This is a genomic window from Mesorhizobium sp. M1A.F.Ca.IN.022.07.1.1 (genome assembly GCF_003997575.1).
Taxonomy (GTDB): domain Bacteria; phylum Pseudomonadota; class Alphaproteobacteria; order Rhizobiales; family Rhizobiaceae; genus Mesorhizobium.
In genome coordinates, this window is sequence record NZ_RZST01000004.1 from 1 (window position 1) to 16,690 (window position 16,690).

The 16,690-nt window shown below is 61.8% G+C and carries 10 protein-coding genes and 4 pseudogenes; 8 read left to right on the forward strand and 6 right to left on the reverse strand.

Annotated features, from left to right (window positions below; all coding sequences use genetic code 11):
• Nucleotides 1-211, reverse strand: a pseudogene (locus tag EOA75_RS34815) (multicopper oxidase family protein); the annotation flags it as partial.
• 260 nt (nt 212-471) lie between these two features.
• Nucleotides 472-759 (reverse strand): multicopper oxidase domain-containing protein, encoded by a 288-nt coding sequence (locus EOA75_RS34820; RefSeq protein ID WP_236473615.1) that lies wholly within the window; start codon nt 757-759, stop codon nt 472-474.
• A 482-nt stretch (nt 760-1,241) separates the two neighbouring features.
• On the opposite strand from EOA75_RS34820, the gene EOA75_RS33865 reads away from it, so the two are divergent.
• A complete protein-coding gene (locus EOA75_RS33865) occupies nt 1,242-1,430 on the forward strand; it encodes a hypothetical protein (protein WP_158302651.1) in 189 nt (62 codons plus the stop codon).
• A 152-nt stretch (nt 1,431-1,582) separates the two neighbouring features.
• On the opposite strand, the gene EOA75_RS01635 is transcribed toward EOA75_RS33865, so the two are convergent.
• Entirely contained in the window at nt 1,583-1,804 is a 222-nt protein-coding gene (locus EOA75_RS01635; RefSeq protein WP_127319836.1) for a hypothetical protein, read from the reverse strand.
• Between the two features lie 865 nt (nt 1,805-2,669).
• Nucleotides 2,670-3,599, reverse strand: a complete 930-nt coding sequence (locus EOA75_RS01640; RefSeq protein WP_091600626.1) for a TauD/TfdA family dioxygenase — start codon at nt 3,597-3,599, stop codon at nt 2,670-2,672.
• A gap of 611 nt (nt 3,600-4,210) precedes the next feature.
• Between EOA75_RS01640 and EOA75_RS01645 the strand changes: the two genes are divergently transcribed.
• The 5 genes and pseudogenes from EOA75_RS01645 to EOA75_RS01665 all read left to right on the forward strand — a co-directional run bounded on the left by EOA75_RS01645 (nt 4,211) and on the right by EOA75_RS01665 (nt 12,858).
• Nucleotides 4,211-4,468 carry a hypothetical protein gene (locus tag EOA75_RS01645; protein ID WP_091600625.1) on the forward strand — a complete coding sequence of 86 codons (258 nt, stop codon included), beginning with the start codon at nt 4,211-4,213 and terminating at the stop codon, nt 4,466-4,468.
• Between the two features lie 8 nt (nt 4,469-4,476).
• Nucleotides 4,477-4,749, forward strand: a pseudogene (locus EOA75_RS01650) (pyridoxal-phosphate dependent enzyme); the annotation flags it as partial.
• Between the two features lie 293 nt (nt 4,750-5,042).
• Nucleotides 5,043-6,155: a TlpA disulfide reductase family protein gene (locus tag EOA75_RS01655; protein WP_126095612.1), complete on the forward strand. Its 1,113-nt coding sequence runs from the start codon at nt 5,043-5,045 to the stop codon at nt 6,153-6,155.
• A 356-nt stretch (nt 6,156-6,511) separates the two neighbouring features.
• Nucleotides 6,512-11,260, forward strand: a complete 4,749-nt coding sequence (gene gltB, locus EOA75_RS01660; protein WP_127323440.1) for a glutamate synthase large subunit — start codon at nt 6,512-6,514, stop codon at nt 11,258-11,260.
• Nucleotides 11,261-11,403: 143 nt separating this feature from the next.
• Complete coding sequence (locus tag EOA75_RS01665; protein WP_023798073.1) at nt 11,404-12,858, forward strand: glutamate synthase subunit beta; 1,455 nt, start codon at nt 11,404-11,406, stop codon at nt 12,856-12,858.
• Between the two features lie 15 nt (nt 12,859-12,873).
• On the opposite strand, the pseudogene EOA75_RS34825 reads toward EOA75_RS01665, so the two are convergent.
• Nucleotides 12,874-13,118: pseudogene (locus EOA75_RS34825) on the reverse strand (hypothetical protein); the annotation flags it as partial.
• A gap of 276 nt (nt 13,119-13,394) precedes the next feature.
• Between EOA75_RS34825 and EOA75_RS01675 the strand changes: the two are divergent.
• Nucleotides 13,395-13,991: an omptin family outer membrane protease gene (locus EOA75_RS01675; protein ID WP_091600473.1), complete on the forward strand. Its 597-nt coding sequence runs from the start codon at nt 13,395-13,397 to the stop codon at nt 13,989-13,991.
• A 377-nt stretch (nt 13,992-14,368) separates the two neighbouring features.
• On the opposite strand, the gene EOA75_RS01680 is transcribed toward EOA75_RS01675, so the two are convergent.
• On the reverse strand, nt 14,369-14,677 hold the full coding sequence (locus tag EOA75_RS01680; RefSeq protein WP_236473435.1) for a helix-turn-helix domain-containing protein: 309 nt from the start codon (nt 14,675-14,677) through the stop codon (nt 14,369-14,371).
• A gap of 811 nt (nt 14,678-15,488) precedes the next feature.
• On the opposite strand from EOA75_RS01680, the pseudogene EOA75_RS01690 reads away from it, so the two are divergent.
• Nucleotides 15,489-16,310 (forward strand): annotated as a pseudogene (locus tag EOA75_RS01690) (class I SAM-dependent methyltransferase); the annotation flags it as partial.
• Nucleotides 16,311-16,690 lie beyond the last annotated feature (380 nt).

Here is a 16,690-nt window from a genome sequence, read left to right on the forward strand (position 1 = left end):
ACGCTGTATCGAGGTCCGGCTCCGGCAGCGGAATGGTCGGCAGGGTCAGCGGCCAATCAGGCACACGTGCCCTAAGCGGAGTGTCGGAATAAACAAGATCGACGAGCTCATATTCCAGCCCCTCGTAGAACTGGTCGAAGATCGAAAGCCGGCTGCCCGGCTTGCCCGTCATGTCGAGGATCAGATCGGTGCGCATTGCGGGACCCAGCACCACCCGCCTCCGGCGCGTGTGGCGTCACCGGCTGGCCGTCGAGCGCGATGACGGCCGGCCTGAAAACCCGTGAAGTCGGGACTGAAGATGCGTGCATTGGCGGCGTTGATCAGCCGCAGCCGGATGCGCTCGCCCTTTCTGACCGCAAAGGTATCCGGCACGCGGCCATTGATGGTAACCGTGTTGCCGACGCGGCCATTGTGGTGAATGTCGTGCCGGTTGCCGAAATCCTCGCTGATTGCGCCAGATTTCGTCAGCCCTCAGTCACCGAGCATCCAGGTCACCTCGCGATCGGCCCGCACCGCCTTCGGTTCCTCGATGATCAGCGGACCATAAAGTCCGCGCCCGACCTGTTCGAAGCTCCGCTGGTGCGGGTGATACCAGCAGATGCCGACGTCGACGGCGTCGAACTCGTAGACGAAGCGCTCGCCCGCTCCAATCGGCTTCTGCGTGAGGTGAGGCACGCCATCCATGGCATGTGGCACACGCACGCGATGCCAGTGCACGGTCGTTTTCTCGGCAAGGCCGTTCTCTACCTCGACCCGCACGCGCTCGCCCTGACGGACCCGGATTTCCGGGCCTGGAACGGGCCTTCGGCGCGCAATCGAGCCCGGTTCACCCGGCCCAATGGCGTCCACTTTGGGGGCGCATGCACTGCAGACCCGCTGGACCTGATCCGGGAGAGAATGGGCGCGGCGATTGGAATAGCTATGAAAGCGCATCGGACCGTGGAACTGCGCGCGCAGACTTTCGGAGGAAGGCTCGCTTTTAAGCGTTATCGTGCAACTCTGACCGTTCTTCGCCTTGGCGGGTGCCGCGGAAGAATCCCGGGTTCTGCGAGCGCTCCGAGAACACCTGCGGTCGATCCTGTACCACAATTTCGCGAAGCTCGATGCTCTCTACAAACGATGTCTTGGATTCTCACGCCCTTATTTCAGCACTTCGCTCGCTTGCCCGACTCGGCCGCGGTCAGCCTTCACCGCCAATTTTATTGGCGCAGCGACGTTCCTATCGGGTCAGGCGAGGCTTCTTGAACCTGCCGCTCTCTCGTTGCCCTGGCACGATTAATCGTCCTCTCAGTCTCGTCATTGGCGGAGTCGCTCCTGAGGCGCGCGCCGGCGAGTTCGAGGAGCGCGTGGCTATCTCCTCGGTCCAGCCGGATTCCGCTGCGCGCTCAGCCAATTCCTGGAAGGCCGATTCCAAGGCGAGCTGGCATTGAAGGCCGCGGTCCGGATGGTCGACTGGGCAGCTTGGTTCCACGATCGCAATGCTTGATCGCTTCATTGCAGGCCATGGGCTCTCGCCCTCTCCTTTTGCCACACGAGGCGCCAGCTCACGTGTTGTTGTTGGCGTGCGCCCCGGCAACCGCTTTCACCAGCCGCTCCGGCGATCCCGCGCGCTCCAGCTCCGCAAAGAATGATGCGGCGTGACGCTACCCAGCCGGTGCTTCTCGGCCAATTTGCACACATAGGGATAGTCGACCATGAAATCGGATCGAGGCGAGGCGTTGGACGTTTCAGTCTTGGTCTGAATGCCGCCGCCCACGAGCCGATCGGCCTTCTCGATGATTTGGCGCACCCTCGTTGTCGACAAGCCATGTTCCTGAGCCAGGTCGGCGAAACTCTTGCCCTTCAGAAAGCCGTCGACCAGGGCTATGTTCCTATCGACGGTCGGCTAAATCCCAGCAGGCGCGCAGTTTTCCAGCATCATTCCGTTTGTTCATCCGCTTGTCCGCGCCCCCTGCAAATCCTACCGGGCCAAATCGGTGCTTGGAAGACCCACTCATGTCATGGCCTCGGGAAAGTACCAGGCCGACGGTCATGTGAATACGAAAGATGCTGGCGATCACCATGATCGTTGGTGACCGCTGACCTCCCGAATGTCGGCTTCGACGGCACACCGGGAGCTCTCGGCAATGTTGAATAATTCCGTTTGAAGATGGTTGACTTCGTCGTCGAGGCTCGATCCATCAGGATCGGTATCGACGATTCTATATTTGAGGAACCCAAATTCGTTTGACTCGCGCAATTCGCTGTACGGCGTATCATCGCAAGCGCGGGATTGCGACATCCTGCGAAGTGCCCACGTTGCTGGAATCGATTTTGCGGAAGTAAAAAGGCCCCGGCGCTGGGTCGGCGCGCAGGGCCTTCAGGCATGTACGAGCTACCAGCATGTCCAGTTATGATCGTGCGCTATCATAATGAACAAACGGTGAATGATCGCTATCCGAGGTGCAGGGCGGGCGAGATGGTGGGGCGGTGGGGGACCTGTACCGCTGCAGCGGGGCCACGAGCAGCGACTCGAGCCATGCGCCACGCTGCAGGACCTCGATTTCGGGCCAAGCCTCGAGCCCGCAACTCGCCTTGCTTCTCGGAAATCATAAGGCTTTGTGGGGCGGTTAAGCAGCGCGATATGGCCGCGGCGATACGAAGTTTTCATCTTTACCCTGTTCAGACGGTCAGGCTGCCTTCGCCGCCGGCTTGGCTGCCTTGACACGGGTTATACTGCGGCGACCGTCGACGCCGATCGGAACGTCACCGTCAACCGTAGCGCGACGCACAACCCGGTGCTGGTCGCCATAGTCGTTGACCGCATAATGCTGGGTAGCACGGTTGTCCCAGATAGCGACGTCGCTTACTTGCCAGCGCCACCGCACGGTATTTTCCGGGGCAGTGACGTAGGACTGGAACACCTCGTAGAGTTTGGCGGAATCGCTCTTGGAAAGGCCGACGAGGCGCTGCACGAAATTGCCGAGCAGCAGCGACTTCTCCCCGGTTTCGGGATGGACGCGCACGACCGGATGCTCGGTCTCGTAGATCGTCGATGTGAAGACTTCCTCGAAGTGCCTCTTCTCTTCGGCTGTGGCGCGCGGGCGCACGGCTGCGTAGTCGTAGGCATTGCTATGAATAGCCCACAGATTGTCCGCCAATATTTTGAGCGGCGCCGGCAGATTCTCGTACGCGGCGTGCGTGTTGGACCAGATCGTGTCGCCCCCCGCCGCCGGAATGACGACGCCACGTAGGACCGAGAATTTCGGATAGGCATCGACGAAAGTCACATCGGTATGCCACTGGTCTGCCCTGCCACCGCCACGGCCGGAATCGAGATTGAGGATTGAGGCCGTGCCGGCTGCCGGCCCCTGCGTGGGATGAGGTACAAGGTTACCCAGACGCCGCGCGAACAATTCCTGCTCCGCATCGTCGAGGTGCTCCTGGCCGCGGAAGAAGATCACCTTGTGTTTTAGAAGAAGCTGGTTGATGGCTGCTATCGCTGCGTCCGAAAGGTCTCCGCCAAGGCGAACGCCTCTGATTTCAGCTCCGACACGGCTGGTCAGCGGTACAACGTCGGAGTCAAGAATGGTCCGGTTGACAAGGACTGGATTGCTCATGGGTTCTCCTGTTTGATCTTGAAAGGGATAGCAAGTCACATCCGGCCAGCGGATGTCCGCGCTGCGTTGAAAAGTCTCATCGCTAGTCGACAGAGCTATCGAACAGGATAATTGACGTAAACTATAGAAAGAATGTTCTAATTTAAACTGGCTCGACGAAAGAGCAGTCTCCGTTGCTCCGGTCTCGGTGTTGAGTTCTCTAAGGCTGCGCCACACCTTGGTCCCCACGCCGGCATATGATCTCATTGTGCAGCCCCGTGCTCGCACGCCCCGTACTGGCGAAACTAATTGCAAGCTGCTGCAACACGCCCCCCTGGCGGCCTGCACCGAAACGACGACAGGGGTGCATCTGATTAGCCGTGAACCCAGGTCTCAAAAACCATCCGGCGTGACGAGCGGACGCACCGCACGTGTGACACCCGCCTTGTGGGGCAGGGTTGCCTTTCTCAATCCCGGCGTTGGTCGACGTCCCAATGAGCAGCAAGCTATTATCGGCCGCCGAATCTTAGTGGCTTCGTCGAGAGCCTCAATCAACCAAGCGGCGAAAGCCTCGCTAGAGTCTCGCCCGCCTGTCGCTATGAAGCAGTTGCAGGCAGCGCTGCTTCAGGCGCATGAACTCGCCCGATGCAATGATTTCCGTTGCCCTGGGTCTTTCGAAGGGCACTGTTTCGATTCCCTTCTTCTTCGGCGCGCGGCTTGATGCCGACATACGGTTTCTTGACCTGCCGCCTGAACGGCTGCCGAAGCGGGTGCCCCGCCAGCGACCCCGACAATCCACTGTTCCGCAACTGCTGAAGAGCCGACTGCGCTCGCATCCCGATGCTGCGCAACGGCACTATGCCGACATTCTGGAGACCGCAGCCGCATGAGCCTCGAGATGTTCCGCCGACCGTCGACAAAGGCGTCCTCTCGCCTGCGTCCGCCATTTGCGTCAGTGCTCGATCTGATTGGGGAGACGCCGGTCGTCGAACTGAAGAGCTTCGATACCGGCAGGTGTCGTCTCTTCGTCAAGCTCGAAAGCCAGAATCCCGGCGGATCGATCAAGGATCGCATTGCGTTGTCGATGATCGTTAATGCCGAACAGCGTGGCCAGCTCGCGCGGGGCGGTACAATCATCGAAGCGACCGCTGGCAACACAGGGCTCGGCCTGACCTTCTGGCGGCACGAAGCGCGTGATCGCGTGTCCAAAAGCTGACAGCGTCAGACAAATGTCAGGTTCATTACAACCAACATCTGGGCACTGTCGAGGTTTTTCGAAGCAATGGGCGCTAACTGCGCGCTGAGCGCGTTGGCATGGTTTTTGAGACTGAGTGACTGTGACTGCACTCAATGGGGCAAGACGAGCGATCCGCTCCTCCCTGAACCCGTGTGCCGTCTCTGAGAGGAAACCAGCTCGTGCAGAAACCTTTGGAAATAGCTTTGGACCGCAACGTGGTATTGCAGATGGAGTCCCCGGCTCCTTCGATTAAAGTCGAGAACTGGCTGCGTGGCGAGCCCCTCACCAGCTTTGAGCCCGGCAAAGTGTGCATAGTCGAATTTTGGGCAACTTGGTGCGGCCCATGTGTGGACGGGATGCCCCATCTGATCCAGCTGCAGGAGAAATACAAGGACAACGGCGTTGAGATCGTCGGAGTCGCGGCTTCTGAAGACGCTCCAACGGCCGACGAGGCCCGAAGCACGTTGGACGCTTGGTTGACCGAAAAATTCCCGAATCTGAACTATCGGATCGCATTCGACTCCACAGGCGAAATGGACAAGCTTTGGATGGAGCCCAGCTTTTCTTACGGGGTCCCGACCTCGTTCGTGGTCGACCGAGACGGCCACATCGCCTTTATCGGTCATCCGACGCAACTCGATGAGGTTTTGCCGAAGGTGCTTAACGGCAGCTGGCGCATCAGCGATCAGGCAAAATCCGCCGATACGGAGCGGATTGCGGAAGGCGAAACCATAGCGCGCGAACAAGCGCTGACCAAGCCCATATACGACAAACTTCGGCCGGCAATGGAGGCCGAGGATTGGAAGACGGCGCTCTCGGCGATTGAAGAAGGCCTCGCATTGATACCGGACAAACTCAACTTCCGCGTGAGTCATGTCAATCTGTTGCTTCACAGAATGCGCGACATGCAGGCCGGCTTGCCCGTAATGCGCCAATTCGTTCGCGACGCGATCGACAGAAAGTCCGAGGGATGGATGTATTGGGCGCTATACCAACTCTTCGCGCCGGGCTTTGATTATTCCGGCTTTCCGTCTGCTGAGCGCTTCGCGATGGGCGAAGAGCTGTCCAAACACATCGTGGCACTGCCGCAAGGCGGCGGCTCTAAGTTCCTGTCTTATCCGGTGGTCGCTCAGTACTATCATGAGAGCGGCAACAAAGATCGCGCCATCGAGTTGGTCGAGCAGACACTGAAAGCGCTGGAGGGTCCGGAGCCTATCTCGGACGACCTGAAACAGCACCTTCTACCCGAGTTGCTGCAGGCTCTGGCCAACTACAAGGGTGAGAAGGTTTGTTACGGCGCTCTCTGTGTGGCTCCGCAAGAGGATTCTCCCAAAAGGTGAAAGGGGCGGCCAAGGAGGAAACCAAAGAGGGGCGAATGGCTTACTGGCCAATTCGTCCATTTCCCTGACGTGGATGTACAAATAGGTCGGCCCAGGCGTCCAGCCCAGCCTCGCCGTTACCGCAAACACGTGACCGAGCAAGGAGAAGACGTGCCTGATCAACTCACCAAAACATACTGCCGCTAAGGGTCTCCCGGACCCGTCAAAGATGGCACTGGAGTAAGGCTGGCAACATGAAGAAGGTTACTCAGCCAGCTCGGCGCTGCCCACCGATCCACCTGCGCCCACAGGCGGGGAAGACGGGGGACGCAGCCGACCGCCTGTCTCTGCGCCAGGCAAGAACGGAGGACAGGACGATGACGGAAGTGACGCCATCTGCGACGAACGGCCCGGCCGCGCAGACGAAAGCGCCAGCCGTCAAAAATCCGTCCATCGCCACTGGCCTGACCAAGATCGGGCGGACCCCTACCGGGTTCGCCGCCCACGGCCTCTACGATCCGCGCAACGAGCACGATGCCTGCGGCGTCGGCTTCATCGTCAATATGAAGGGCGTCAAGTCGCATCAGATCGTCACGGACGGCCTGGCGGTGCTCGAAAATCTGACGCATCGCGGCGCCGTCGGCGCCGACCCGCTGATGGGCGACGGCGCGGGCGTGCTGGTGCAGCTTCCCGACCGCTTCTTCCGCGAGGAGATGGCCAGCCAGGGCGTCGAACTGCCCAACCCCGGCCATTACGCCGTCGGCCATGTGTTCATGCCGCGCGATCCTGAGCTTCAGGCGCATATCGAAGGCATCATCGCCGAGGTCGCGCAGCTCGAAGGCCAGCCGCTGCTCGGCTTTCGCGACGTGCCGGTCGACAATTCATCGCTGTCAAAGGCGCCTGATATCGCTGCTTCCGAACCGGTCCAGCGGCAGGTATTTCTGGGTCGCGGCGCCGAGATCGAGAGCGACGACGATTACGAACGGCGGCTCTACATCCTGCGCAAGGTCATTTCCGGTCGTATCCACGAAGAGACCAAGGGCGTCGACAATGGCTTCTACGTCGTGTCGATGTCATCGCGGACCATCGTCTACAAGGGCATGTTCCTGGCCTATCAGGTCGGCGCCTATTACAAGGATCTGACCGATCCGCGTTTCGAGACGGCGCTGATCCTCGTCCACCAGCGTTTCTCGACCAACACCTTCCCGTCGTGGAAGCTGGCGCATCCCTATCGCATGGTCGCCCACAATGGCGAGATCAACACGCTGCGCGGCAACGTCAACTGGATGGCGGCGCGGCAGGCCTCGGTCGATTCCGAACTGTTCGGCAACGACATCTCCAAGCTGTGGCCGATCTCCTATGAGGGGCAGTCGGACACCGCCTGTTTCGACAATGCGCTCGAATTCCTGACGCAGGGCGGCTACTCACTCGCCCACGCAATGATGATGCTGATCCCCGAGGCCTGGGCCGGCAACAAGCTGATGGATCAAGATCGCAAGGCCTTTTACGAATACCACGCCGCCCTGATGGAGCCGTGGGACGGGCCGGCGGCGGTGGCCTTCACCGACGGCCGCCAGATCGGCGCCACGCTCGACCGCAACGGGCTGCGCCCGGCGCGCTACATCGTCACCGACGACGATCGCGTCATCATGGCCTCGGAAGCCGGCGTGCTGCCGGTGCCGGAGGAAAGGATCGTCAAGAAGTGGCGGCTGCAGCCCGGCCGCATGCTGCTGATCGACCTGGAGAAGGGCCGCATCGTTTCCGACGAGGAGATCAAGTCGGAGATCGCGACCAGGCATCCCTACAAGAGCTGGCTCGCCAACACCCAGCTCATCCTCGAAGACCTGAAGCCGGTCGAGCCGCGGGCGCTGCGCAGGGACGTCAGCCTGCTCGACCGCCAGCAGGCGTTCGGCTTTACCCAGGAAGACACCAAGCTGCTGATGTCGCCGATGGCGACCACCGGCCAGGAAGCGGTCGGCTCGATGGGCACCGACACGCCGATTTCGGCGATGTCGGACAGATCGAAGCTGCTCTACACCTATTTCAAGCAGAACTTCGCCCAGGTCACCAACCCGCCGATCGACCCGATCCGCGAGGAACTGGTGATGAGCCTGGTGTCGTTCATCGGGCCGAGGCCGAACATCTTCGATCTCGTCGGCAATTCGCGTCGCAAGCGGCTCGAAGTGCGCCAGCCGATCCTGACCAATGGCGATCTTGAGAAGATCCGCTCCATCGGTCACACCGAGGACCGTTTCGACACCAAGACGATCGACATCACCTATGCTTCGAACGAAGGCGCGGCCGGCATGCAGGGCGCCATCGACCGGCTGTGTGAGCGCGCCGAGGCGGCGGTCGCCGGCGGCTACAACATCATCATCCTGTCCGACCGTCAGCTCGGGCCGGACCGCATCGCCATCCCGGCATTGCTGGCGACGGCGGCGGTCCACCATCATTTGATCCGCAAGGGATTGCGCACGTCGGTGGGGCTGGTCGTCGAGTCCGGCGAACCGCGCGAGGTGCATCATTTCTGCTGCCTTGCGGGCTATGGCGCCGAGGCGATCAATCCCTATCTCGCCTTCGACACGCTGCTCGACATGCACAAGCGCGGCGAGCTGCCGGCCGAAGTCGACGCCAATGAGGTCGTCTCCCGCTACATCAAGTCGATCGGCAAGGGCATTCTCAAGGTGATGTCGAAGATGGGCATCTCGACCTACCAGTCCTATTGCGGCGCGCAGATCTTCGACGCCATCGGGCTGAAGACCGACTTCGTGCAAAAATATTTCACCGGCACCGCGACGCTGATCGAAGGCGTCGGGCTGGAAGAGATCGCGGCCGAAACGGTCAGCCGCCACGCCGACGGCTTCGGCAACGACCCGGTGCTGCGCAACAGCCTCGAGGTCGGCGGCGAATACATGTTCCGCATGCGCGGCGAAGCGCATATCTGGTCGCCCGATGCGGTGGCCACCCTGCAGCACGCCGTGCGCCAGGGATCGTGGCAGACGTTCAAGGACTATTCCGCTCAGATCGACAGCGAGACGGCGCGGGCGCAGAGCATTCGCGGCCTGTTCAAGATCAGGCTGGCCGAAGAAACCGGGCGCAAGAAGGTCGCGCTCGACGAGGTCATGTCGGCTGCCGATATCGTCAAGCGGTTCTCGACCGGGGCGATGTCCTTCGGCTCGATTTCCAGGGAAGCGCACACCACGCTGGCCCGCGCCATGAACGCCATCGGCGGCAAGTCTAACACCGGCGAGGGCGGCGAAGAGGCTGACCGTTACCTGCCGCTGCCGGACGGCGGCAAGAACCCCGAGCGTTCGGCGATCAAGCAGGTCGCTTCCGGGCGTTTCGGCGTGACGGCGGAGTATCTGGTGAACTCCGACGTGATGCAGATCAAGGTGGCGCAAGGCGCGAAGCCCGGCGAGGGCGGTCAGTTGCCCGGTCACAAGGTCGATGCCACCATTGCCAAGGTCAGGCATTCGACGCCCGGTGTCGGCCTGATCTCGCCGCCGCCGCATCACGACATCTACTCGATCGAGGATCTGGCGCAGCTCATCTACGACCTCAAGAACGTCAATCCGGCGGCTGATGTCTCGGTCAAGCTGGTCTCCGAAGTCGGTGTCGGCACGGTTGCGGCCGGCGTCGCCAAGGCGCGCGCCGATCACATCACCATTTCCGGCTATGACGGCGGCACCGGCGCATCGCCGCTGACCTCGCTCAAGCACGCCGGCAGCCCGTGGGAAATGGGCCTTGCCGAGACGCACCAGACGCTGGTGCTCAACGGCCTCAGGTCGCGCGTCGCGCTGCAGGTCGATGGCGGCCTGCGCACCGGGCGCGACGTCGTCATCGGCGCGCTGCTTGGCGCCGACGAATTCGGCTTCTCGACCGCGCCGCTGATCGCGGCCGGCTGCATCATGATGCGCAAGTGCCATCTCAACACCTGCCCGGTCGGCGTCGCGACGCAGGATCCGGTGTTGCGCAAGCGCTTCAAGGGCACGCCGGAACACGTCATCAACTTCTTCTTCTATGTGGCGGAAGAGGTCCGGGCGCTGCTCGCCGAGATGGGCTACACCCATCTCGACCAGATCATCGGCGACACCGAACTCCTGGAGAAGCGGGCGCTGATCCAGCACTGGAAGGCGCGCGGGCTCGATTTCAGCAAGATGTTCTTCAAGCCGGATGCGCCGCATGAGGCGGTGCACTGGACCGAGCGGCACAAGCATCCGATCGACGACGTGCTCGACCGCAAGCTGATCGAGTTGGCCAAGCCGGCGCTGGACGCCAGGCAGCCGGTCAGCATCGAGCTGCCGATCCGCAATGTCGACCGTTCGACCGGCGCCATGCTGTCGGGCGAAGTGGCAAAGCGCTTCAAGCACAAGGGCCTGCGCGAGGACACGATCTCGGTGAAGCTCACCGGCACCGCCGGCCAGTCCTTTGGCGCCTTCCTGGCGCGTGGGGTTTCGTTCGAGCTGGTCGGTGCGGCCAATGACTACGTCGGCAAGGGCCTGTCGGGCGGCCGCATCGTCATCCGCCCGCCGGAGAACACGAAGATCGTCGCCGCGGAGTCGATCATCGTCGGCAACACGGTGCTCTACGGCGCGACCGAGGGCGAGGCCTATTTCTGCGGCGTCGCCGGCGAGCGTTTTGCGGTTCGCAATTCGGGCGTCGCCGCCGTCGTCGAAGGCGTTGGCGACCATGGCTGCGAGTACATGACCGGCGGCATTGTCGTCGTCATCGGGCAGACCGGCCGCAACTTTGCCGCCGGCATGTCGGGCGGCGTCGCCTATGTGCTCGACGAGGTGGGTGATTTCGCCGAGCGCTGCAACATGGCGATGGTCGAACTGGAACCCGTTCCCGAAGAAGACGACCTGATGGAGAAACTGCTCCATCATGGCGGCGACCTCGATCACAAAGGCCGCGTCGACGTGTCCGGCGACATGACCAGCCATGATGAGGAGCGGCTCTATCAGCTGATCTCGAACCACGTCCATTACACGGGTTCGGTGCGCGGCCGCGAGATCCTCGACAACTGGGCGACTTTCCGGCCGAAATTCCGGAAGATCATGCCGGTCGAATACCGCCGCGCGCTGATCGAAATGGAACGCATGCGCATGGGCGTTGCGGCGGAATAGGTATTGGGATTGCCGGGAAGCCAAGCTTCCCGGGCGACGCCTTCATCAACAATCCTGGCCTCGGACTGAAGGTTGCCATGGCTGCCTTATGAGGTTAACGGGTGCGTCGTCGAGCGCGCCATCTGGACAGCAGGGACTGGACTATGGGCAAGGTAACAGGGTTTCTCGAGATCGACCGGCAGGTGCACAAGTACCAGCCGGCTTCCGACCGCATCCGGCATTTTCGCGAGTTCACGCTGCCGATGTCGGACAAGGAGGTCGAGAAACAGGCCGCGCGCTGCATGGATTGCGGCATTCCGTACTGTCACGGGCCGACCGGCTGCCCGGTCCACAACCAGATCCCGGACTGGAACGACCTCGTCTACAATGGCGACTGGGACAATGCGATCCGCAACCTGCATTCGACCAATAATTTCCCGGAATTCACCGGCCGCATCTGTCCGGCACCTTGCGAGGAAGCCTGCACGCTGAACCTCGAGGACATTCCGGTCGCCATCAAGACGATCGAGCAGGCGATCGCCGACAAGGCCTATGAAACCGGTCATATCCGGCCCTATCCGCCGGAAAGGAAGACCGGCAGGCGCGTCGCAATCATTGGCTCGGGGCCGGCCGGCATGGCGGCCGCCCAGCAGCTTGGCCGCGCCGGCCACGACGTTCACGTCTACGAGCGCGAGAGCCGGCCGGGCGGGCTGATGCGCTACGGCATCCCCGACTTCAAGATCGAGAAGCACTACATCGACCGGCGCATCGAGCAGATGCAAGGCGAGGGCGTGAGCTTCCATTGCGGGATCAATGTCGGTGTCGACAAGCCGGTGGCGGAGCTGCTCGCCGAGTATGATGCGGTGCTCTATTGCGGCGGTTCGGAAACGCCGCGCCCGGCCAACATTCCCGGCGACGATCTCGACGGCGTGCATGACGCGATGCCTTACCTGGTGCAGCAGAACAAGCGCATCGGCGGTGAGCCGATCCAGTCGGTGGCGTGGCCGTCGCCGCCGATCGTCGCGGGCGGCCAGCATGTCGTCGTCGTCGGCGGCGGCGACACCGCGTCCGACTGCGTCGGCACCGCCTTCCGCCAGGGCGCCGTTCGCGTCACCCAGCTCGACATCCGGCCGCAGCCGCCGGAAAAGGAAGACAAGCTTTCGGTCTGGCCCTACTGGGCGACGAAGATGCGCACCTCGTCCTCGCAGGCGGAAGGCGCCGAGCGCGAGTTCCAGGTGGCGACGCTCGAATTCATCGGCGAGGACGGCGCGTTGACCGGCGTCAAATGCTGCGAGGTCGATGAAAAGCGCAAGCCGATCGCCGGCACGGAATTCGTCATCCGTGCGGATCTCGCCTTCATCGCTATCGGCTTTGCCGGGCCGGCCGCCGTCGGGCCGGTGTCGGAACTGGCTGGCCAGATGAAGATCGCCATCGACAGCCGCCGCTCGAACAACGTCGAGGCCAATGATCGCGACTACAAGACCAGCGTCGAAAAGCTCTATGCGGCGGGCGATGTGCGCCGCGGTCAATCGCTGGTCGTCTGGGCGATCCGCGAGGGCCGTCAGGCAGCGCGTTCGATCGACGAGGCGCTGATGGGATCGAGCGTGCTGCCGCGCTGAGACCGTTTGGAAACGCTACTCCCGCGGCCATCTGAGGGCGCTTTGCCCTTCAGGTGTCCCGGGGGCAGGTTTACGGACGATCGCCGTGGTCGTTTCGGTTGTGGCCGCGGCCGCAGGCTGCCGCCTTGGCGGCCAAGAAAAATCGTCGGCGCGGCCGGGCGAAGCAGCGGGCGCCTTGCCCTCGACGACGAATTTTTCACCGGGCCCGGCTTGGCCGGCGCTGCGGCACCGAGGAGTTCCGAACCGCCGTCGAGTGCCGGTGATTTCGAGTCGGCGTCGGTAGCCGGGGCGGCGGCCTCAGTCTTTTCGTTCGAGGGTGGACTACGCTACTGGCCCAGTACCGGCAAGCATCGAAGGACCTTTACAATCATAAAGGTACGTCACCGGTCTCGCGGCTCACCTATGACGATCTAGACGCGCATTCGAGTGAAGTCTTCTTCAACGCGATCCACAATCCGACTGGCATTTTCGTAAAGGCCTCCTCGGTGCCGGCGGCATCAGGGAGGGTTTTCTCATGACGAGGACTTCTTACGGAAATGGGGGGCTACTCAAACACATTCAGTGATCAGCGCGGGGGCGGCGTCAGCTATTTCACCGCCGATCTTGGATATAATTTCTTGAACGCGCCGCGCTACCGCATCGGTGCTTTTGTTGGCAACAATTTCTGGCACGAGAGCTACGACGCTTTCGGTTGCACGCAGCAGGCGACCAACTGGAGGACCTGTGTGCCAACCGTCCCGACCTACGTCAACCTCATCAGCCAGGACAACGATTGGCATTCGCTGCGACTCGGCTTGGCCGGGCAGACGCAACTCACCGCGCGACTCAGCCTTTCTGGTGACGTGGCGTTCCTCTTCACGCGGCTCGACGGCAAAGATCAGCACCACATGCGCCCCAAGATCAAGCTAATTCCCGAAGACGGCGATGGGCATGGCGTCCAGCTCGAGGCGGTGTTGAACTACAAGGTCACGGATTTGTTCAACATCGGCGTCGGCGCCCGCTACTGGGCCGTGGCGAATAACGGCACGGCTCATTTCGAAGAGGCAATGGGCGGTCGTGGTTCCCCGCAGGCCGACGATTGGAAGGCAAAGCGCTACGGCGTGTTCGTGCAGGCCAGCATCAAGTTCAACTGAGAGAGCAAGAACCGGGGAGAGCGGCGATGCCACTCCAGCTCATTACGATCATTGGATCAACAGAAGGAAGTTTTCCGAAGAGTTCTGCAGGCGTGCGCAAAGTCGCCAGACAAAGTTCTCTGGTCCATAGTGTACGTGCCGTCACGCCCGTTCTCGACATGGTTGAATGATACGTCCCGCGCGATAGATCAAAGTCGTTCTTCATTGGTTTTCCGGAAATCGCGGGAGCACAGCGTGCAGTGACCCTCGGCTGCTGGTTTTCTGTCAACGCGCAGATGAGGGAGAATGAGCGTACAGCAAAAATCATCAGTGCTGTCGCTTTCGCCAAAGCCCGCCGCAGCTAAACGGGGCCCCACGTCCGGTAGCGCCCCTGCCGGTCACCTCACGGATGCCGAGTTCGGCACCAGCCCGAGCGCAGCACGCTGGCTAATTTTCAGCTCGGCCGCGACCAGACCTGCCGACACCAGCGGCCGCGCCAGCACCAGCTCGATCAGCGCCGGCAGGCTCGAGTTTTTGCGCCGGTTCCTGAGCCGGCGCTCCATCTGGCTTTTGGCCAGCGCCTGGATGATTGCAAGGCTGAAACAGTCGATGGAACGCCCCTCCAGCGAAGCCGAACCGGACGAGGCGCGCGCGCCAGGTCCTTCGGCTGCCATCGGCACGCTGGGTTTAAGTGCTTGGGGTGACACGGCGTGATCTCCGCCGTTGGCGGGAACAGGCGGTAGAACAGCTGGATGTTCTCAAATGCATGCGGGATTGCCCAGATCTGGCCGCCCTCCCCCGTTGCGATCTGACCGGCTTCCATCTTCCAGGTAAGCGCCGCACGCAGGCTCGGGAAGGAGTCGTTGTAGTCGTATCCAGCATCGGGTAAAAACGGGTAACCGGCACTTAAAGGCGTTGTAGTGTCGCCACCAGAAATACTGCTCCGTGGTGCTGGCCTTTGCGTGGGGGCGCAACACGGCAACTACCCGCTCAAAACGGTTGGTCCTCTACCTCTTATTCACCGTCGCTTTCCTCGCGGCCTAACCCGGCCGGAATATCCGTTGCCAGAAAAAGGCCTCGCGGCCGGTTCGAGGCGCATCCCTCCTCCGAAGCAGCACGCTCAAGTATCGTCACAAGCCCCGAGCGCTTCGCGTTCGGCGATGTCCAAATTCCGACAATGTCGGATACAGTCAGATCTACTGGATTGCGTTTGAATGGTTTTCTCATTTGGCACAGTACATGCGGGTCATCCGCAAAACACGTGACCGACCAACAAGAATTCGCATGATCACCTTACCACAACATACAGCCGCCTCGGAACAATCACTTGGCCCCTGATCGCCCGCCCCGGCACCACAACCGGAGTCATCGATGTTCTGACGGGCTGCCCTAGGATACCTGCTGCGACAGGGCTTGCCCTGGTGACGACCACTCCGGCTCCGCCGGTTACCGACGAGGGCAACGTGACGGATTTCCTGCTTTTCAACGGCATGGAGGTGGCTGTCATTCCCGACCACCGAAGCGAGCGACAAATTCTATCTCAACGCCGAGCAAGAGCTGGTGTTCGCCGATGAAGACAGCCCGGCCTTCATGGCAGGCGCATTCGAGTTCCTGTCCGCGCTGTGGCTCGATGAAGAAAAGGTGAGGCAGGCATTCCGTCCGGCAATGGCGTCGGGTGGCACGATCATAGCGCGTGTCTGTTTCGCGGTACGGAACGGTTCTTCCGTCCAGGCTACAATGCCAATCTGATCGACTCCTGGCTGCCGGCCTTGGAGGGCGTCGTCGAGAAGCTCGAACGCGGCGTGGACGTCGCGGATGTTGGATGCGGTCATGGTGCATCGACCGTGCTCATGGCACAGGCCTTCCCCAATTTCGCGCTTCGTCGGCTTCGACTATCATGCCCCTTCGATTGAGCGCGCCCGCAAGGCGGCCGAGGTAGCCGGCGTCGGCGTCAACACGCGGTTCGACGTCGCCGCCGCCAAGAGCTATCCCGGAACCTACGACCTCGTCACATTCTTCGATTGCCTTCACGACATGGGCGACCCGACGGGCGCCGCCACCCATGTCCACGGATCGCTCAAGCCGGATGGCACGTGGATGATCGTCGAGCCGTTCGCGCATGATCATCTGGCGGCGAACCTCAATCCCGTCGGACGCGTTTACTATGCCGCTTCCACGTTCGTGTGCACGCCCGCGTCCGTGTCGCAGGAAGTCGGGCTCGCGCTTGGAGCCCAGGCCGGTGAGGCGAGGCTGCGCAAGGTGGTGACCGGTGGCGGCTTCAAGCGATTGCGTCGCGCCGCGGAGACACCGTTCAACATGGTGCTGGAGGCCCGCCCTTAGCGTGGCCGTCGCCAGAAATTGCAGCTCATCGCATTTGATGAAGATCACCGCCAAAATCCGGACGCATCGGGCTTTTCAAGGCGTCTGGGTTCACGCAGAGGTCGCTGCCGAGCCGCCTTCTCTAAACCACTGAAGTCGATGTCCGGCGGCAGATTCTTTCCCTCTCTGCGGCCACAAGGCGAGCAGCCTCGCTGTAGGCGTCTTCCCGCCCAGTGCTTTCTCGACCCGCCGCGGTGGGCTGATCGTCTCGGATCGTCATCAAAGCGGTGGACGCCGGTGCGAAGTCTGGGCATGGAGATCGGCACCTCCGAGGTCGAGCTGATCTGCTAAAAGCGCCAGGAGCGGCACGCGACCAGTGGCCTATTTACGACACGATGGGC

Coding starts and splice junctions, on each gene's coding strand:
- EOA75_RS01640 (WP_091600626.1), bottom strand. CDS start 3,599: ATGAGCAATCCAGTCCTTGTCAACCGGACCATTCTTGACTCCGACGTT.
- EOA75_RS01645 (WP_091600625.1), top strand. CDS start 4,211: ATGAACTCGCCCGATGCAATGATTTCCGTTGCCCTGGGTCTTTCGAAG.
- EOA75_RS01655 (WP_126095612.1), top strand. CDS start 5,043: ATGGAGTCCCCGGCTCCTTCGATTAAAGTCGAGAACTGGCTGCGTGGC.
- gltB (WP_127323440.1), top strand. CDS start 6,512: ATGACGGAAGTGACGCCATCTGCGACGAACGGCCCGGCCGCGCAGACG.
- EOA75_RS01665 (WP_023798073.1), top strand. CDS start 11,404: ATGGGCAAGGTAACAGGGTTTCTCGAGATCGACCGGCAGGTGCACAAG.
- EOA75_RS01675 (WP_091600473.1), top strand. CDS start 13,395: ATGGGGGGCTACTCAAACACATTCAGTGATCAGCGCGGGGGCGGCGTC.